We start from the raw sequence: 18,640 nt of genomic DNA on the forward strand, positions 1-18,640 counted from the left end.
GGCTATGTACCCGTGAGCAGCCGTACCCGGCCGCCGATCTCGATCGATCCGTCAGGGCCGGGGGCCGTGATCAACTGCGACCCCCGGCCCTGTGTGATGTTCAGGGCACGGCCCAGCTCGGCCGTGAGCAGCAGCGCCGCCGCGCCGGTCGCCTCGTCCTCGGCTATGCCGTCGGCGCGGCGCGGGAAGGCGCGGGCCCTGACCCGGCCGGCGGCCTCGTCCTCCCAGGCCCAGGCGTAGAGCCAGCCCTCGCCAGGCGGCGGGGCGGGCAGCGCGTCGACCTCGGCGGCGGAGGCGTACTGCCGGAGCGTGCGCGGCGGCGCCCATTCGGGGCGGGCGGTGATCCAGGTGAACTCGCCGTCCTGACGCACCCACACCTCGCCCGCGGGCGGGTTCACGGTCTCCAGATCCAGCAGCCAGGCCGCGCCGACGAGCGGATGCCCGGCGAAGGGCAGCCGCAGCCCCGGCGTATAGATGTCGACCACACCGCGCTCGGGGTCGTCGACGAACACCGTCTCGCTGTAGCCGAGCCGGGCCGCGATGGCCTGCCGGGCCGCCCGGTCGGGGTGGTGACGCCCCTCGCGGACGACACCGAGCGTATTGCCGTGCCGGCCGTCGGCCCCGCAGAAGACGCTGAGTACGTCGATGTCAGTCACGCAGGCATTTAAGCACCGTCGTCGAGCGGCGCGGCCTGGCCTGTACGGCGCCGCTGGGCCGCGAAGACGACGGCCGCGCCGGCGGCGGCGATCGCACCGGCCGCGCCCATCAGCGCGCCGACCGGGACCTCGGAGCCGGTGGAGGCGAGGGACCCGCCCCCCGTACCGCCGACGGTGCCGCCGCCCGCCGTACCGGAACTGTCCGAACCGCCCGAACCGCCCGAACCGCCCGCGCCGCCCGGGAGGTTGGCGTTCTCGTCGAGCGCGACCGCGAGGGTCAGCCTGTCCAGCTCCGTGCCCGCCTGGTACATCCCGCCGAAGGCTTTCGTGCCGTCGGCGGTGAGGGTCGCGGGTACGGCGTTCAGCGTGACGACGCCGTCCTTGACGACCGGACCCGCGGCCGGGACGTCCAGCGTGGCGACGGTCAGATCCTGGTACGTGGAGACCTTGTGCGTCTCCTGGTCCTTGGTGCTGACATCGGCGACGAGCGTGCCCTTGCCGTCCTTCACCACGACCTGGAGACCGCCCAGCCGGAGGTCGAGCACGTACTCGCCGTCCGCCTCCTGGTGGCCGAGGAAGCGGACCGTACCGCCGAAGGACGCCGTGAGGGTCTGAGCGGTCGCGTCGAAGTCGCCCGTGCCCTTGGGGAAGCGGTAGGCCGCGGCGCCCGACTTCGCCGCGCCGTCGGAGAGTTCGACCTTGCCCCGGGCGATCGGGCCGGCGACGTACGAGCGGAAGGACTCCTTGACGCCCCAGTCGAGAGTGCCGTCCACGATCGCGCCGTCCTCGGCCGTCGGAGGCGCCGCGGAGGTGGAGGTGGACGGGGTGGTGTTCAGGGTGGTCGTGGTCGGGGCGGTGGTGGTCGGGGCGGGCCCGGTGGGCGCCTCCGAGGTGGGGGGCTTCGTCGGCTCCGTGGGGGCCGTCGTCGGCTCGGGCTCCGTCGGCGTCAGCTCGGTCGGCGTCAGCTCGGGCTCGGTCGGCGTCGGCGAGGGCGTGCCGCCGCCCGTCTCGTAACCGACGGCGAGCGTGGCCTTGTCCAGCTCCGTGCCCTCCGTGTACATCCCGTTGAACGCCTTCGCGCCCTCGGCGGTCAGCGTGGCCGTGATGTCCTTGAAGACCATCCTGGTGCCCGAGGTCTCCGGACGGATCCCCGTCAGATCGATCGCGGCCAGCTCGATGTCGTTCTGGGTCGCGCCGTTGAGCGTGACGTCCGCCTCGATGGCGCCGCCCGTCCCCGCCGTGACCAGCCTCACGTCGGCCACCTTGATCTCGAAGCCGTGCGCCTTGGAGGAGAACAGCACGCTGCCGTCGAAGTCCGTGGCCACATCGTGTGTGGCGGGGTCGTACGAGCCGGTGCCGTTGGTAAAGGTGAAGGGGCCGTTCCCGGTGGCCTGGGTGGCGCCGTCGGCGGCGGTGATCGTGCCCGCGGCCATGCCGGTCACGTAACGACGGAAGGACTCCTTGAGGCCCCAGTCCAGGGTGCCGTCCTTCAGATCCAGCTTCGGGGCGGCGCCGGGCGCGGCGAGCGGTCCCCGGGGCACGCCGGCCGGGGGGCCGGACGCGAGCGCCGGGAGGGTGAAGGCGGTGGCCCCGAGAGCCGCCGCCGTCGCGATGGCGGCGGCGAGTGCTATGGGGCGGCGGGTTGCTGCCATGGGGGGATGTACTCCTTGACGGTGGGGCGTGGAACGCACGCGTGAACACACGGAATCCGCGCGGGAGATGGCGGAGCCGTGGGGGGGTGGTCGTGGGGGGTTGGTCGTGGGGGTTACGGCGTGTCGGTGCCGCGGCGCCTGCGGACGGTGACGGCCGCGAAGCCCGCCAGTCCCGCGACGACGAGCGCGCCCGCGCCGATCGCCACATACGTCCCCGCACCGGCGGACGACGAGGACGAAGAGGCCGAGGCGGCGTCCGTGGCCGGACCGCTGGAGGGCGCGGCGGACGAGGCGGCCGTGTCCTCCGGCGCCGCGGAGGGCGAGGCGTCGCTGCCCAGGTCGGGCAGCGCGGGCAGCTCGGCCTTCTTGTCGACGGCGACGGCCAGCGAGACAGGGTCCATCGCCGTACCGGCCGCGTAGAGGGAGCCGAAGGTGTCGGCGCCCGGTGAGGTGAGCGTCGCGGGAACCTCGGTGAGCGAGGCGAGACCGTCCTTGGGCGTGAAGTCCTTGGCCTCGAAGGTGACGAGCGGCACGGCCTTACGGGGCGGACTGCCCTCGGCCGCGTCGAAGACATCCGCCGAGAGCGTGCCCTTGCCGTCCTTCACCCGTACGGCGACCTTGCTGAGCGTCAGATCCAGCTCGGTTCCGGTGAACCGGACGCTGCCCGCGAAGGCGGCGTCGAGCGTGCCCTTCCCGGCGTCGTACGTCCCCTTGCCCCGCGGGAAGCGGAACAGCGCGCCGCCGTCCTGGGCCCCGCCGCTCAGCGTCCATTTCCCCTTGGCGATGGGGCCGGTGACGTACTCGCGGTAGGTGCGGCGCACGCCCCAGTCGACGGCCGCGTCCTGGAAGGCGTCCTTCGCCTTCTCGCCGTCACCGGATCCGGTCGCGGACGGCGCCGGTGACTTCTTCCCCGGCGCGCCCGCCGCCTTGACATCCACGGACAGGCTGACCGGATCGAGCGCTGTACCGGCGGTGTAGTAGCCGGCGAAGGCGGTGGCGCCCTGCGCGGTGAGCGTCGCCCAGACGCGGGTGAGGACGACGGGGCTGCCGCCGCCCTTCATCTCGATCCCGGAGAGATCGAGAGTGGCGAGCGGGACCTGGGAGGTCGAGGTGACTTTGCCGCTGCCCCTCGACTTGCTGGTCATGTCCGCGTGGAGCGTGCCGCTGCCGCCGGTGATCCGGACGGTGGGACGGCTGATCGTGAGATCGAGTTCATGGCTGCCGTCCGCCTTGAGGTGACCGACGAACCGGACCCCGCCGGAGAAGCCGGCCCGGAAGGCGCCGGTGTCCGGGTCGTAGGTGCCGGTGGCCGAGTGGAACCGGAACTGGCCGCCCACCGTGGCCGCGCCCCCGTTCAGCGCCCAACTGCCTTGTGCGATGGGGCCGGTGACATAGCTGAGGAAGGACGACTTGATGCCCCAGTCGAGCCGGCCGCCCCGCACCGTACGGTCGGCGGCCTGCGCACCGGCGGCCGGCAGCAGGGCCACCGGCAGCGCCATGAGCAGCGCGACGACGAAGGCGCGCACGGGTCTGAAGGACAGCATCGGAGTCACTCCCACATCTGACGAGCAGGGACGGCGGACCCGGACACAGCACAGCCCCGGGCCTAACAAGCAAGGTAAGGCTAACCTAAGCTATCTCCAGCGTGTGCTGGACCCCTCCCCACGGAAACCTCGGCCGAACCACTCACAGCACAACTCGACAGAACGAACAGGATGGTGCGCTCGGTGCGCAGATCACGTCTCACGGGCGCCCCTCTCTCCGCGATTGCCCTCGCCCTCGCTCTCGCTCTGACCGGCTGCGGTTCCGGCGGCGGAAGCGGAAGCGGAGGCGGTACGGATACGACCGGCGCGAAGCGGAACCCGACGCCCACCGCCGCCGCCGCCGACCGGCTGGAGCCACTGGCCGCCGTACCCGCGCCCCGGCTGCCCGTCACCGTCAACTCGGCCGACGGCAGGAAGGTCACGGTCGCCTCGGCCGACCGGATCGTGCCGCTGACCGGGTCGCTGAGCGAGATCGTCTTCACACTCGGTCTCGGTGAGCGGGTCGTCGCCCGCGATGTCACCGCCACCTTCGAACAGGCCGCGAAGCTGCCGGTGGTGACCCGGGCGCACGATGTCTCGGCGGAGGGCGTGCTGTCGCTCAGGCCGACGCTCGTCCTCGCCGACACCACCACGGGCCCCGCGGAGGCCATCGGCCAGATCCGTGACGCGGGCATTCCGCTGGTCGTCGTCGACCCGGCGAAGAGCCTCGCCGATGTCGGGACACGGATCGACGCGGTGGCCGGCGCGCTGGGGGTGCCGACGGCGGGCGCCGAGCTGAAGAAGCGTACGGAGGGCCGGATCGACGCCGTACGCGAGGAGATCCCGGCGGGCGACGCGGACCGGAGCGAGGACGGTGGGAAGGACAGCCGGAAGGACAGCCGGAAGGACAGCGGGAAGGACAGCCGGAAGGACGGCGGGAAGGACGGCCGGAAGCCGCGCGTGACCTTCCTCTATCTGCGCGGCTCGGCCTCCGTCTATCTGCTCGGCGGCCGTGATTCCGGGGCGAGTTCACTGCTGGAGGCGGCCGGGGCGGTCGACGCGGGCAAGGAGTCGGGGCTGACCAAGGACTTCACCGCGATCACGAGCGAGGCACTGGCGAAGGCCGCGCCCGACGCGATCCTCGTCATGACCAAGGGGCTCGACTCGGTGGGCGGGATGGACGGCCTGGTGAAGATCCCCGGGGTCGCCGAGACACCGGCGGGCATGGACCGCAGGGTCATCACGGTCGACGACGGAGTGCTGCTGAACTACGGCCCGCGCACGGACGAGGTACTGCGGTCGATCGTCAAGCAGCTGTACGCGAACGGGAAGTGACGTGATGTCGGCGTTCACCGCTCACGAGCCGTCCCCCACGGAAGCGGATCCGCCCGATCCCGATCCGTCCGATTCCGATTCCGCTTCGAGCGTTCCCGATTCGAGCGTTCCCGATCCGTCCGGGACCGGAACACCCATGAGAGCCGGGACACCCGCGAAAGAGCGTCGGCGACCGCCCGGGAGCACCACCCTGCTGACCGCCGGACTGCTCGGCGCGCTCGTCGTCCTCTGTCTGCTCTCCGCCGGGATCGGCGCGTACCACATCCCGCTCGGGGACGTCCTCGCCTCCGTACAGCACAGGACCGGGCTCGGCGGCGCGGCGCTCGACCGGGTCGGCGAGAGTGTCCTGTGGAACGTACGGCTGCCCCGCGTCGTCCTCGCGCTCCTCGTCGGCGGCTCGCTCGGCTGCGCGGGCGCGCTGACGCAGGGCGTGTTCGGCAATCCGCTCGCCGAACCCGGTGTCATCGGCATCTCGTCGGGCGCGGCGGTCGGCGCGGTCGCCTCCATCGCGCTGGGGCTGAGCTTCTTCGGCAGCTGGACGGTGACCGTGTGCGCGTTCGTGGCCGGGCTCGCGACGGTACTGCTGGTGTACGCGCTGTCCCGTTCCGGCGGCCGTACGGAAGTGGTCACGCTCATCCTCACCGGTATCGCGGTGAACGCGTTCGCCGGGGCGCTGATCGGACTCTTCATCTTCTTCGCGGACAACGCGCAGATCACCCAGATCACCTTCTGGCAGCTGGGTTCGCTGGCCCAGGCGACCTGGCCCAAGGTGCTCGCGGTGCTGCCGTGCGCGCTGGCCGGTCTGGTCCTGGCGCCCCTCTACGCGCGGCGGCTCGACCTCCTCGCCCTCGGCGAACGGCCGGCCCGTCATCTGGGGGTGGATGTGGAGCGGCTCCGCATGGTGCTGGTGCTGGCCGTCGCGCTGCTCACGGCGGCCGCGGTCGCGGTGGCCGGGATCATCACGTTCGTGGGGCTGCTGGTGCCGCATCTGCTGCGGATGGCGAACGGCCCGGGCCATCGCTTCCTGATCCCGGGCAGCGCGCTCGGCGGCGCGCTGGTCCTGGTCGCGGGCGATCTGGCGGCCCGTACGGTCGCGGCCCCGGCGGAACTCCCCCTGGGCGTGCTGACCGCGCTCTTCGGCAGCCCGTTCTTCTTCTGGCTGCTGCGCAGGACTCGTCGTAAGCAGGGAGGCTGGGCATGAACCACGACGCACCTCCCTGCCGGGGGTCCGGGGGTTGCCCCCCGGGTGAGCACAGTTGGCTGCTGCGCAGGACTCGTCGTAAGCAGGGAGGCTGGGCATGAGCCCCACGTCCCTTCCCGAGCAAGGTGGTTGGGCATGAGCATCCGGAGTCTGTTCGCCGCGCGCGGGCGCGCGCTCCCCGCGCCCGCCGCCCCCGGAGCGCCCCTCGCCGAGGTCCGCGGCCTCCATGTCCGGCTCGGACGGCGCGAGGTGCTGCGCGGGATCGGTCTCGACGCCCGCGCCGGTGAGGTGCTCGCGCTCGTCGGGCCCAACGGGGCGGGGAAGTCGACCCTGCTCGCCGCGCTCGCGGCCGATCTGCGGCCCGACCGCGGCGAGGTACGGATCGCCGGGCGCCCCGCGCACGACTGGTCCGCGCCCGAACTCGCCCTGCGCCGCGCCGTACTCCCCCAGGCGGCCGTGCTCTCGTTCCCCTTCCCGGTGGCGGAGGTCGTACGGATGGGCCGGGCGCCCTGGGCCGGGACGGCGCCGGCGGACGAGGACGAGGCCGCCGTCGCCTGGGCGATGGCGGCGACCGAGACCACCGGGTTCGCCCCGCGCCCGTTCTCCGCGCTCTCCGGCGGCGAGCGGGCGCGTGTCGCGCTCGCCCGCGTCCTCGCCCAGCGCGCCCCGCTGCTCCTCCTCGACGAGCCGACCGCCGCGCTCGATCTGCGCCATCAGGAACTGGTCCTGCGGATCTGCCGGGAGCGCGCGGCGGCGGGCGACGCCGTCGTGGTCGTCCTGCACGATCTGGGGCTCGCCGCCGCCCACGCGGACCGTACGGCCGTACTGCACGACGGAGCCGTCGCCGCCGTGGGACCGCCCACCGAGATCTTCCGCGACGAGTTGCTGACCCGGGTCTACCGCCAGCCCGTCGAGGTCTTCCCGCATCCCCGGACCGGCGTTCCGCTGGTGGTCCCGAAGCGCGCTTCTTGACCTGTACTTGACCCGCTCTTGGCACATCCTGGGGACCCCTGTGACCTGCTCGTATCCGGGGAAGGCAGTGAGAGACGAATCACTGCGCGAGGGGTCACGACACAGGTAAGGCTCAGTTAAGTTAGGGCCGCCTCACCGCCGTACTTCGGCAGCGGCCATTCCAGCTTTTCCAGCTATTCCAGCTATTCCAGCCATCATGGAGCCCCGCATGCGACCTGTCCGTCTCTCCGTCGTCACCGCCACCGCGGCGGTGGCCGCCCTGACCGCGGTGACAGGCTGCGCCGAGAAGACCGACGCGAAGGCCGGTGACGGCGCCGTCCAGGTCACCGCGGCGGACGACTCCTGCGAGGTGTCCAAGAAGGAGTTCCCGGCCGGCCATGTGGAGCTGGCCGTCGAGAACAAGGGCACCAAGGTCACCGAGGTCTATCTGCTCTTCCCCGACGACCGGATCGTCACCGAGCGCGAGAACATCGGCCCCGGTACGAAGGCCAGGATCACCGCCGAGGTGAAGGCCGGTTCGTACGAGATCGCGTGCAAGCCCGGTATGAAGGGCGACGGCATCCGCCAGAAGGTCACGGTCACCGGCGGATCCGCCGCCGCCGTGCGCAGCCCGGAGATGGACGCCGCCGTCGCCGCGTACCGCAAGTACGTGCAGACGCAGGCCGACGAGACGCTGCCGAAGGTCAAGGTCTTCACCGACGCCGTGCGCGCCGGTGATCTCGAAGCCGCGAAGAAGGCGTACGCGCCGTCCCGTATCGGCTGGGAGCGCACCGAGCCGGTCGCCGAGTCCTTCGGCGACATCGACCCGAAGGTCGACGTGCGCGCCGACGGTCTGGAGACCGGCCAGAAGTGGACCGGCTGGCACCGGCTGGAGAAGGAACTCTGGCAGGACAAGAAGCTCGGCCCGGACGCCAAGGCGCTCGCGGACGCGCTGGACAAGGACCTGACCGACTGGCAGAAGCGGGTCGGCAAGGCCGAGATCACCCCGACCTCGATGGCCAACGGTGCCAAGGAACTCCTCGACGAGGTCGCGGCCGGCAAGGTCACCGGCGAGGAGGAGCGCTACAGCCACACCGACCTGGTCGACTTCAAGGCCAATGTCGAGGGCGCGCTCCACTCGTACGAGCTGCTCAAGCCGGTCGCCGCGAAGAACGACCCGGCGCTGGTGACGGAGCTGGACAAGCGGTTCGCCGCGCTGGACAAGCTGCTCGACACCTACCGCGAGGGCGCGGGCGCGGACTCGTACACCTTCACCTCGTACGAGAAGGTCGGCAAGGCGGAGCGCAAGGAGCTCTCGGACGGTGTGAACGCACTGGCCGAGCCGCTCTCCAAGCTCGCCGCCGCCGTCGTCAAGTAGGGCCGCGCCATGCCCTCCGACGACAGCACTCCGGACGGACAGCACGACGCGGAGACGCCGAACCCGCCGGCCCAGCCATCCCCGCCGTCCCGGCGCGCCCTGCTCGGCTGGGGCGGTGCCGGGCTCGCGCTCGGCGCCGCCGCGGCCGGTGGCGCCATGGCCGCGGTACGGGACGGTGACACCGCCGCGCCCGCCACCGAGTCCGGTGCGGCGGTCCCCTTCCACGGCCGCCACCAGGCCGGGATCGCCACCGACGTCCAGGACCGGCTGCACTTCGCCGCGTTCGATGTGACGACCGAGGACCGCGCGGAACTGGTCCGGCTGCTCAAGGACTGGACCCGCGCCGCCGAGCGGATGACGGCGGGACACGCGGTCGGCGAGGGCGCGTACGGCGGTCTCCCCGAGGCCCCGCCCGACGACACCGGCGAGGCTCTCGGCCTCAGGCCGTCCCGGCTCACACTCACCGTCGGCTTCGGTCCCGGCCTCTTCACCGAGGAGCGGTTCGGACTGGCCGAGCGGCGCCCGGCCGCGCTCGTCGAGCTGCCGAAGTTCCCCGGTGACAACCTCGATCCGGCGCGCGGCGGCGGCGACCTCTGTGTCCAGGCGTGCGCGGACGATCCGCAGGTCGCCGTGCACGCGATCCGCAATCTGGCCAGGATCGGCTTCGGGAAGGTCGCGGTGCGCTGGTCGCAGCTCGGCTTCGGCAAGACGTCGTCGACCACGCCGGGCGCCCAGACCCCCCGTAACCTCTTCGGCTTCAAGGACGGCACCAGCAATATCGCGGGCACGGACACCGCCGCGCTGGACAAGCACGTCTGGGTGCCGGACGCGGACGGCCCCGGCTGGCTGGCGGGCGGCTCGTATCTGGTGGCCCGCCGGATCTCGATGCGGATCGAGACCTGGGACCGTACCTCCCTCCAGGAGCAGGAGGACGTCTTCGGCCGCGACAAGGGCGAGGGCGCGGCGGTCGGCAAGGCGCGTGAGCACGACAAGCCCAACCTCAAGGCGATGCTGCCGACCTCGCACGTACGGCTGGCGCATCCGGACTCCCACCAGGGGGCGCGGATGCTGCGCCGCGGCTACTCCTTCACGGACGGTACGGACGGCCTCGGCCGGCTGGACGCGGGGCTGTTCTTCCTGGCGTACCAGCGCGACGTACGGGACGCGTTCATCCCCGTACAGCGGTCCCTGGCGCGCTCCGACGCGCTCAACGAATACATCCAGCACGTGGGTTCAGCGGTCTTCGCGATCCCGCCGGGCGTCCGGGACAGGGACGACTGGTGGGGCCGGGCCCTGTTCGCCTGATATCGGAATAGCGGAAAGGGAGTTCCGACGTGTTCGGAAACTATCTGATCGGTCTGCGCGAGGGCCTTGAGGCCAGTCTCGTGGTCTGCATCCTGGTCGCGTATCTGGTCAAGACGGAGCGGCGCGACGCGCTGCGCCCCATCTGGCTCGGGATCGGGATCGCGGTCGTCATCGCGCTCGGTTTCGGTTTCGGTCTCGAATTCGGCTCGCAGGAGCTGACGTTCGAGGCGAAGGAGGCGCTCGGCGGCTCGCTGTCGGTCCTCGCGGTGGCGCTGGTGACCTGGATGGTCTTCTGGATGCGGCGTACGGCGCGGCACCTGAGGACGGAGCTGCACGGCCGGCTGGACGCGGCGCTCCAGATGGGTACGGGCGCGCTGGTCGCGACGGCGTTTCTGGCCGTGGGCCGGGAGGGTCTTGAGACCGCGCTGTTCGTCTGGGCGTCGGTACGGGCCTCCTCCGACGGCAGCCACGCGCCGCTGATCGGTGTGCTGCTCGGTATCGCCAGCGCGGTGGTGCTCGGCTGGCTCTTCTACCGGGGCGCGCTGCGCATCAATCTGGCCAAGTTCTTCACCTGGACCGGCGGGATGCTGGTGATCGTCGCGGCCGGTGTGCTCGCGTACGGCGTCCACGACCTCCAGGAGGCGCGCTTCCTGGGCGGCCTGTCCAGCAAGGCGTTCGACATCAGCACGACGATCCCGCCGGACAGCTGGTACGGCACGCTGCTCAAGGGCGTCTTCAACTTCCAGCCGGACCCGACGGTCCTTCAAGTCATCGTCTGGTGCCTGTATCTGGTCCCGACGCTCGCGCTGTTCCTGGCGCCGGTAGGGTTGGGCCCGGTCAGTCGGGGTCAAGGAGCAGAGGCGGCCGATGAGCAGGCGGGGAAGGCCGATTCGGGCAGCGGCGGGGCTCGCGACGGCGACGGTTCTGTCGCTGACGGCGAGCGGGTGCGTGACGGTGCACGGGGAGCTGGCGGTACTGCCGACGGCGGACCGGAGTGAGGCCGCGCGGGCGCTGAAGGATTTCACCGACGCGTACAACGCGGCGGACAAGGCGTACGATCCGGCGCTCGACGCGGGCCGGGTGGCCGGCGCGCTGGGCGCGATCAACCAAGCCGGTCTCAAGGCGGCCGGCATCATGAACCCGGACGGCAACCCGCGGCATCAGCCGCTGGAGCTGACCGACGCGACGTTCACGATCCCCAAGAAGGCGGGCTGGCCGCGCTGGTTCGTCGCGAACACCGACAGCAACCGCGACGCGGACGACGGCGGCTCGCAGGACACCCGCTGGGTGCTGGTCTTCGTGCGCAACGGCCCCGACGAGCGGTGGAAGGTGCCGTATCTGACGATCCTGGCCACGAACGAGGTCCCGGACTTCGCGACCGACAAGGACGGCTGGGGCGAACCGGTCGCGCCGGACAGCGAGGCGCTGGCGGTGGCGCCGGGGAAGCTGAGCGCGGCGTATGTCTCGTATCTGCGCGACGGTACGGGGAACACCTTCGTGGACGGGCCGCACACGGACGGATGGCGGGAGGCCCGCGAGAAGAACGCGCGGCTGCCCGGCCTGGTCACGCAGTATGTCGACCAGCCGCTGACCGAGGGCGACTTCGCCCCGCTGGGGCTGAGGACGAAGGACGGCGGCGCGCTGGTCTTCTTCGCCACGCGGTACTTCGAGCGGCAGACGGGCGCGAAGGGTGTCAAGCCGGTGGTGAAGCCGGATGTCAAGGCGCTGCTGACGGGCGACATACGGAACACGCTCACCAAGGAGTGGGTGTCCAGCCAGGTGGGGTTGGTCCCGCGCGCCGACGCGGATACGCCGACGGTGCGGGTGGCGAGCCGCCTTCAGGGGGTCACGGGCGCGAAGGGCTCGTAGGCGCTGTCCGACGACCTGGCCCGGGCCGGCCCGGGCCGCCTCGTATCCCGTGGCCCTCGTACCCCGCGACAGCCTTACGCCGGCCTCCGCCTCGTACCGGCCCCCGCCCTGTCGTATCAGCGGCCCAGCGGCCAGGCCACCGCGTGCGGGTCCAGTTCGCCGTTCTCCCCCGCGTACCGCGCACACGCGTCGGTCAGGCTCTCCAGCAGCGTCAGCGGATCCGGCAGCGGGTGCTCGGGGCCGCGCAGCCACCGCACCGACAGTTCGCCGGGCAACTGGGCCGGGGGTACGAGCACATAGCTGCCCCGGCAGTGCCAGCGCAGCCCCGGGTGCTCGTCCATCGTCTCGGGGTGGCAGTCCAGCTCACAGGGCCACCACTCGTCCTCGTCCTCGGGGGTGCCCCGGGTCGCGGTGAAGAAGAGCATCCGGTCGCCGCCGGAGTCCGCCACGGGACCCACGTCGATGCCCTGCTCAAGCAGCCGCTCCAGCGCCCGGCTGCCCGCTTCCAGCGGCACGTCGAGTACGTCGTGGATCATGCCCGTCGCGGTGATGAAGTTGGCCTCGGGCTGGTTGCGCGCCCATCGCTCGATCTGCGCGCGATCGGTCGTGGACTGGGTCTGCCAGGCGAAGGAGAGGGGGTGTCTGGCCGGGGTGGGGCAGCCGATCCGTTCACAGGAACATCGGTAGCCGACGGGGTGCGCGGCGGGCGAGACGGGCATACCGGCATGCGCGACAGCGAGCAGCAGCGCCTCCCGGCCGGCCACGTCCTCGTCGAACGCGGAGCCGCCGGCGCTCTTCTTGGGGCGCCTGCGCAGCCACTGGGGAATCCTGCTCTCCGTGCCGCGGTAGCGGCCGAAATCGTCGCCCATCTATCCCCTCACAGCTCATGCTCGTCCCTGCGGACTCTCCCCATGGTCCCACCATCCTGCTCCCCGGGTGGCCGGGAGCCCCCACCGGGGTACGGGGTGCCGTCGGCCATCACGGGGTGGATTGCCGCTTGTGCGGTGATATACGGCCCCGTGCGGGGCCTCCGGAACCGGTGGGATTCACCACACCCGCCCCGTATGCATCGACGCGCCCCCGCGCGCCCCCCGGCGCCCGGACGGCTCCGCGCGCGGGCGCCGCGCGCTGGCACTCAGTGCCGCGCGGGCGGTCCGGACGAGTGGATCCGGCGTCCCGTCCGCCGGGTCCGGCGTCCCGATCGCCAGGTCCGACGTCCCGTTCGCCCGGGAAACGCTACTTCGGACTCACTCGTCCAGGGGCCAGCCCGCGCACCGCGTACTCGACGAGCGTGTCCGTGTACGCGTGCGTCAGCGGAAGCGTCCGCAGCAGCCAGCGGTGGGCGACGGGGCCGACCAGCAGCTCCAGTGCGATACGGGGATCGACGTCCTGCCGTACCTCCCCGGCGTCCTGGGCGGCGCGCAGCCGCTTCACATAGAGCTGGAGCTGCGGTTCGAGCATCTTCCTGGCGAATTCGACACCGAGCTCGGCGTTGACGATCCCCTCGGCGGCGAGCGCGCGGGAGGGCACCTCGAACTTCGGGTCGTTCATCTCGTCGACCGTGGCGCGCAGGACCAGCTTGAGATCCGCCTCCAGATCGCCGGTGTCGGGGATCTCGTGGATGCCCTCGCCGCCGTCCGCCTCCCGCGCCATCCGGTCGCTGAGGTCGAGGAACGCCTCCAGCAGCACGGCGCCCTTGGAGGGCCACCAGCGGTAGATCGTCTGTTTGCCGACTCCGGCGCGGGCCGCGATGCCCTCGATCGTCGTCCTGCCGTAGCCGACCTCGCTCACCAGGGCGAGGGCCGCGTCATAGATCGCCCGGCGTGAACGTTCACTGCGCCTGGTGGAGTCGGGTGCCCTGCTGTCAGCCATGGCGTCAATCTACAACCGGGGAGGCGGCACGTATCGTCTCGTACGGCCGCGTACACCGCGTACACCGCGTAGGGAACCACCCGAAGTACGCCGCGTAAGGAACCACCCGAACGGTTGACAGCGCGCGGGCCCGACGGAGCGGACCATGGCTTCACGCACACCAAGCCTCTCCCCCACACACCGTGCGCCCCGCAGCTCGTGAGGAGCCCCCATTGCCTCGTGACGCCTCCCCCCGCCGCTATCTCATGTGCCCGCCGCACCACTTCGCGGTGACGTACTCGATCAACCCCTGGATGAACCCGGCGAAGCCGGTGGACCTGCCGCTGGCCCTGGCCCAGTGGGAGGACCTCCGCGACCGCTACACGGCGCTCGGTCACCGCGTCTCGCTGCTGGACCCCGACCCCGGCCTGCCGGACATGGTCTACGCCGCCAACGGCGCCACGGTCATCGACGGCCGCGTGCTCGGCGCCCGCTTCGCCCATCAGGAGCGGCACGGCGAGGCGGAGGCACATCTGACCTGGTTCCGTACCCATGGCTACACCGACATCCGCGAGCCGGTGCACATCAACGAGGGCGAGGGCGATTTCGCCGTCACCTCCACGTATCTGCTGGCCGGGCGCGGCTTCCGGTCCAGCCCACTCTCGCACGACGAGGCGCAGGAGTTCTTCGGCCGGCCGGTGATCGGCCTGGACCTGGTCGACCCGCGCTACTACCACCTGGACACGGCCCTGTGTGTACTGGACGAGGCGGCCGACGAGATCATGTACTACCCCGACGCCTTCTCCCCCGGCAGCCGGACCGTACTGGCCCGGCTCTTCCCCGACGCGCTCATCGCCGCCGAGCCGGACGCGGCGGCGCTCGGGCTGAACGCGGTGAGCGACGGCCGTCATGTGCTGCTGCCGCAGAGCGCCGCCGGGCTCTTCGCCCCCTTGCGCGACCGGGGGTTCGAACCGCTCGGCATCGACCTCGGGGAACTGCTCAAGGGCGGGGGCAGCGTGAAGTGCTGCACACAGGAGCTACGCGGCTGAGTCCCCGGCGACCAGGGGGTCTCGCCGCAGTCAGACGTCTCCCGGTGACCGGAGGAGAGAAGTTCGGCGGCAACGAGTAGGGTCCCGGGTGATGTTGGGACGACGGGGGCGGGGAACGGATGCGGCGCTGGATCAAGGTGTCGGTGGTGGCCGCGGTGGTCCTCGGCGTGGGCGGGTACGTCGCCGCGCCCTACGCGCAGGACTGGCGGCTGGCCCGGAACGCCTGCGGCGGGGCGCTGCCCCCGGACGCGGTGGACCGGCTCACCCCGGCGGACTCGCGGCTGGGGTCCGAGGAGTCCCGGCAGATCGACGGGCTCGGCTCCTACTGGTGCCGCCTCACGCTTGAGGGCGACAAGGGGCGGGACAAGCGGTTCGTCGAGATGGCGGCGTACACCCGGCGGGAAGACCAGGACCGGGAGTTCATGGCGCTCTTCCCGGAGTCGGGGTTCTCCACGCAGGCTCCCCTGCCCGAGGGACTGCCCGGGTTTGTCGACGAGTACCGCGCCGTCCACCTCCTGCTGGAGTGCCCGGATCTCGGCAAGGACGAGGAGGGCAGACAGCGCAAGCTGCTGGTGAACACCTGGCTGGGCCGGGACGTCAACACCGGGGTCCCGGGAGCCGCGTACCGTACGGCCGTCGCGCTCGCCAACTCGGCTTCGGACAGGCTCGGTTGTGGCGCGAAGCCCCTTGAGGCCCCGAAGCGGGACATCGCCCTGGCCGACCCCGGGGACGATCCGGAGACGGTGCCGCTGTCGGACGCGAAGGACACGGCCTGCGGGTGGGTGGCCGGGGCCGGGCTGTCCGGGAGCGCGGACTGGCGGGTCGCGGTGCGCGCGAACCACTCGGCTCCGACGGGGCGGTGCGACCTGTACTCCAAGGACGAGGAGTCCGGGGAGCAGCTGTCACGGATGACCTTCGTCTCCTGGTACGGCGACTGGAGCAACCGGCTGACGGCCGAGAACGACCGGTACGAGCGTCTTTCCATGACGGCCACCGCCCGCTGCGACGGCGAGGCGGCCAACTACGCGCTCGACGCGTCCGATGACACTCCCGGGGTCGACAAGGCCGCGCGGCAGCGGATGCTCAAGCGGTTCGCGGAGGACGAGGTGAGCCGGCGTGGCTGCTCCGGGCTGCGCCTGTCCTTCTGATCCCCGCCCTCCCTGTCTCCGTCACTACCTCAGCCACAGGGCACGGACATATGAGTCGTCCATCGACTGCCGTAGCGCACCGGCGCGTTGAGTCGGTACGTTCCGCTCCTCCGCCCAGCTGTCCACCACCGTGAACAGCTGGTGCCGTCCGTCCATCAGATCACCGCGCACCGGCCCGGCGACCGGCCGGCGGGCGATATCGCCCATCGGCGGCCGGGTGTCCAACCGCTCCGACGCGGGACGGAAGACGCCCCGGGTGTGGGAACGCACTGACGCGTCGAAGGCGGCGAGATCGGGGATCGTTCCGTCCCTGGCGTAGCGGGCGCGGTATTTCATGAGGCCACCGACGCGGTCCGCCAGATCCTCAAGATCATTGTCGGGCCAGGTCGTCGCGTCCGCGTAGCCTCCGCGCTTGTCGGGCGAGGCGCGGAAGGCGGGGTCGCCGCCCCGGTCGGTCAGCCGCTCCAGGTAGTACGCGAGGTAGGCACGCTCGGCGTCGTAGAGGATCGCGAACGCCTCGGGGTCCTTGGCGAGTTCGGCGACCAGGGACTCCATGTCGGCGTCCGCGTCCGCGAGATCGTCGGCGTACTCGAAAGCCGCGTGCGCTTCACCGGGGGCGAGGAAGCGACCGAGCCGCACATAGCCCCGCTCGTTGGGCTGGACCTCCTCGGGAGCCACCGCGGGGCTGATCGCGTCGTCGTCGCTGCCGAGAGCGCTGGCCCGCCCCGCGTCCACGACATACTCGGCCACCATCCGGGCCACACCCGGCGCGAGCCCCGCGGGAATCTCGGTGTCGTGGAGCGCGGCGGCCACCGCGTAGGCACTGCCGGCCTGCGCCACGGTATGCGGCTTCCCGGGCCCCGACGAACGCGTCGCCCCCTCCACGATCCGCCCCAACAGGCGGGCGCCGTCGCCGCACACCTTCTCATGCGCCAACAGCTCCCTCGCGGGGGCGAGCCGGAGGACATCGCCCCCGGGATCGAGGGCCTTGGTCGCGGCCCCCGGGTCATCGGCGAGGGCCCGCGCCGAGGCAGGCAGCTGCCAACAGGGCTCGTCGTCACCGGAGTCGGCGACGGCCCACGGAACCACCACCGCGCCGACGAGCACCACCGCCGCCGCCCCCAGGACGAGCGTCCGATGCTTCCTCAGCCGACGCGACAGACGGCCGCTGCCGCCGTCACTGTTACTGACACTGTCGCTTCCCCCGTTACGCATTCGGGCAGACTAGCGACCGTCGACGCTCAGGCCCCCGGCAGGTCCTTGATCCCCCCGGGGAACGCCTCTTGACCCGAGACGGAGCGTCCGGCCGCGCGTCCGAGGATGAGCGCCGGCTGAGGAGCCGGCAGAGTCAGCCAGGATACTGGGCAGATGCGTGAATGGGCGGTGGTGAAGAGTCTCCCCAGAAATCCAGCCACGAACAACACTACATTCCCAGGCGGCCGAGGAACACTATTACTATGACCCCTCCATGGATTGACCTGGTGAGAAATTCAGATCCGCTCACCACTCTCTATTCAACAGTCCCCCCACTAGACGCCGTCAGACTACGGTCGATCCACCTCAACTGGCGCGGACCCACCCTGACCTTGCGGATCGACCTTCCCTCCTTTCCAGACAATGCACCGGCCGACTGGGTCGAGTCAGGAAATGACACCTTCCAGTGTCACCTCCAGTTCCTGGCGGTCAATAATTTCAGAATGAGCGCATGGCGGCCTCCCACTCTCGCCGACATCTCTATCTCATCGACCCATGACCGCAAGATCTCCGTCAGCGCCACAGGAGAGAAGACCGTCTTTTCTTTCGACAGCAGTGACTCAATCCAACATTCCACAGGAACGGCGATGAAGAAGAACGAGGGTGAATATTTCTGCCGCGTATGCGGATACGACTTTGAGGATGTGCCAACATGGGTGGGCATCTTTCCTCAATACGTGATCTGCAACTGTTGCGGAATGGAGTCGGGACTCGAAGACGAAGATCTTGAGAAGGTTCGAAACTACCGAGCCATGTGGGTTGCCAATGGAGCCCATTGGCAGGACCCAAAGGCCAAGCCGTCGGGCTGGGATCTGCTTTCTCAGATCGCCAATATTCCGAAACAGTGGCGGTAGCCGGCGAGTTTCGTTCTTCTCGACCTGAGAGGTTGAAGGGTCGATCTGTAGCCGTTGGGAAGAATGCGCGACCGGTCACGCGACGTGGGCCCTGACCGAGCAGGTCAAGCACTCGACCCGGGAGGCTGCCCTGTCCGTCGCCGGACTCTGCGTGCTCATCACGCCGACGGCCGTGGCGACCGCGTGCGAGTCGAAGCGGTGCGCGTATTCGGGCAGTTGGTCGCCGAGCCACGCCGCCGCTTCCTTTGGCTCCCCCCAGGTGCCCGGGACGGAAGCGTAGCCGCGCCGGTGCCGTTCGTAGGCCGTCTTCCACGGCCCGTACCGTTCCGGCAGGTCACGCCACTGCGCCCCGCTCCGCACCCGGTGCAAGATCCCGTTGACCACCTGCCGGTGATCCCGCCACCTGCCACAACGCCCGTTGCTGACCGGAAGGAACGGCCGCAACTGCTCCCGCTCCTGGTCAGTTAAGTCACCCCGACTCACATCAGGACAACGACCCGGCTGCCAGGCAGTCACATGATCGCCCGGGGTGGAACCTAATCCAGGCCCAGTGACCTGACCAGGTCGAGCATCTCGGCGCGGTGCAGGGCGGCCGGGTTGCCCGCGACAGAGTG

Annotated in this window: 16 protein-coding genes and 1 pseudogene; 10 read left to right on the forward strand and 7 right to left on the reverse strand. The window is 70.9% G+C overall.

The genetic code is table 11. The features are described 5' to 3' along the window. Positions 1-2: 2 nt before the first annotated feature. The 3 genes from AB0M67_RS05380 to AB0M67_RS05390 all read right to left on the reverse strand — a co-directional run bounded on the left by AB0M67_RS05380 (position 3) and on the right by AB0M67_RS05390 (position 3,852). The gene (locus tag AB0M67_RS05380; RefSeq protein WP_365742804.1) at positions 3-656 is read right to left on the reverse strand and encodes a PhzF family phenazine biosynthesis protein; all 654 of its coding nucleotides are present in this window, start codon (positions 654-656) and stop codon (positions 3-5) included. 8 nt (positions 657-664) lie between these two features. Continuing rightward, positions 665-2,308, reverse strand: coding sequence for an HtaA domain-containing protein (locus AB0M67_RS05385; RefSeq protein ID WP_365742806.1), 1,644 nt, complete (start codon positions 2,306-2,308; stop codon positions 665-667). 113 nt (positions 2,309-2,421) lie between these two features. Continuing rightward, positions 2,422-3,852, reverse strand: a complete 1,431-nt coding sequence (locus tag AB0M67_RS05390) for an HtaA domain-containing protein (protein WP_365742808.1) — start codon at positions 3,850-3,852, stop codon at positions 2,422-2,424. A gap of 183 nt (positions 3,853-4,035) precedes the next feature. On the opposite strand from AB0M67_RS05390, the gene AB0M67_RS05395 reads away from it, so the two are divergent. The 7 genes from AB0M67_RS05395 (at position 4,036) to AB0M67_RS05425 (ending at position 11,870) form a co-directional block, all read left to right on the forward strand. After that, a complete protein-coding gene (locus AB0M67_RS05395) occupies positions 4,036-5,166 on the forward strand; it encodes an ABC transporter substrate-binding protein (RefSeq protein ID WP_365742810.1) in 1,131 nt (376 codons plus the stop codon). Positions 5,167-5,302: 136 nt separating this feature from the next. Further along, positions 5,303-6,367, forward strand: coding sequence for an iron ABC transporter permease (locus AB0M67_RS05400; RefSeq protein ID WP_365742811.1), 1,065 nt, complete (start codon positions 5,303-5,305; stop codon positions 6,365-6,367). A 135-nt stretch (positions 6,368-6,502) separates the two neighbouring features. Continuing rightward, entirely contained in the window at positions 6,503-7,339 is an 837-nt protein-coding gene (locus tag AB0M67_RS05405) for a heme ABC transporter ATP-binding protein (protein WP_365742813.1), read from the forward strand. Positions 7,340-7,547: 208 nt separating this feature from the next. After that, positions 7,548-8,696, forward strand: a complete 1,149-nt coding sequence (gene efeO, locus AB0M67_RS05410) for an iron uptake system protein EfeO (RefSeq protein ID WP_365742815.1) — start codon at positions 7,548-7,550, stop codon at positions 8,694-8,696. A 9-nt stretch (positions 8,697-8,705) separates the two neighbouring features. Next, a complete protein-coding gene (efeB, locus tag AB0M67_RS05415; protein ID WP_365742817.1) occupies positions 8,706-10,001 on the forward strand; it encodes an iron uptake transporter deferrochelatase/peroxidase subunit in 1,296 nt (431 codons plus the stop codon). Between the two features lie 29 nt (positions 10,002-10,030). After that, positions 10,031-10,999 carry an iron uptake transporter permease EfeU gene (efeU, locus tag AB0M67_RS05420; RefSeq protein WP_365742819.1) on the forward strand — a complete coding sequence of 323 codons (969 nt, stop codon included), beginning with the start codon at positions 10,031-10,033 and terminating at the stop codon, positions 10,997-10,999. Then, on the forward strand, positions 10,950-11,870 hold the full coding sequence (locus AB0M67_RS05425; RefSeq protein WP_365742820.1) for a hypothetical protein: 921 nt from the start codon (positions 10,950-10,952) through the stop codon (positions 11,868-11,870). Before efeU ends, AB0M67_RS05425 begins: the two co-directional genes overlap by 50 nt. A 116-nt stretch (positions 11,871-11,986) precedes the next feature. Here AB0M67_RS05425 and AB0M67_RS05430 read toward each other — a convergent pair whose 3' ends face one another. Both AB0M67_RS05430 and AB0M67_RS05435 read right to left on the reverse strand, forming a co-directional pair. Then, positions 11,987-12,739, reverse strand: coding sequence for a bifunctional DNA primase/polymerase (locus AB0M67_RS05430; RefSeq protein ID WP_365742822.1), 753 nt, complete (start codon positions 12,737-12,739; stop codon positions 11,987-11,989). A 367-nt stretch (positions 12,740-13,106) separates the two neighbouring features. Continuing rightward, positions 13,107-13,742 carry a TetR/AcrR family transcriptional regulator gene (locus AB0M67_RS05435; RefSeq protein WP_365742824.1) on the reverse strand — a complete coding sequence of 212 codons (636 nt, stop codon included), beginning with the start codon at positions 13,740-13,742 and terminating at the stop codon, positions 13,107-13,109. A gap of 182 nt (positions 13,743-13,924) precedes the next feature. Here AB0M67_RS05435 and ddaH point away from each other — a divergent pair, with 182 nt between their 5' ends. Together ddaH and AB0M67_RS05445 are read left to right on the forward strand one after the other, a co-directional pair. Next, positions 13,925-14,770, forward strand: a complete 846-nt coding sequence (ddaH, locus tag AB0M67_RS05440) for a dimethylargininase (protein WP_365742826.1) — start codon at positions 13,925-13,927, stop codon at positions 14,768-14,770. 119 nt (positions 14,771-14,889) lie between these two features. Beyond that, positions 14,890-15,918, forward strand: a complete 1,029-nt coding sequence (locus AB0M67_RS05445; protein ID WP_365742827.1) for a hypothetical protein — start codon at positions 14,890-14,892, stop codon at positions 15,916-15,918. Positions 15,919-15,942: 24 nt separating this feature from the next. Here AB0M67_RS05445 and AB0M67_RS05450 read toward each other — a convergent pair whose 3' ends face one another. Next, positions 15,943-17,133: a hypothetical protein gene (locus tag AB0M67_RS05450; RefSeq protein WP_365742829.1), complete on the reverse strand. Its 1,191-nt coding sequence runs from the start codon at positions 17,131-17,133 to the stop codon at positions 15,943-15,945. 242 nt (positions 17,134-17,375) lie between these two features. Here AB0M67_RS05450 and AB0M67_RS05455 point away from each other — a divergent pair, with 242 nt between their 5' ends. Further along, complete coding sequence (locus tag AB0M67_RS05455) at positions 17,376-18,026, forward strand: Imm50 family immunity protein (RefSeq protein WP_365742830.1); 651 nt, start codon at positions 17,376-17,378, stop codon at positions 18,024-18,026. A gap of 291 nt (positions 18,027-18,317) precedes the next feature. On the opposite strand, the pseudogene AB0M67_RS05460 reads toward AB0M67_RS05455, so the two are convergent. Then, a pseudogene (locus tag AB0M67_RS05460) lies at positions 18,318-18,509 on the reverse strand (transposase); the annotation flags it as partial. Positions 18,510-18,640 lie beyond the last annotated feature (131 nt).

Source organism: Streptomyces sp. NPDC051662 (assembly GCF_040681655.1).
In the GTDB taxonomy this organism is placed as follows: Bacteria; Actinomycetota; Actinomycetes; order Streptomycetales; family Streptomycetaceae; genus Streptomyces.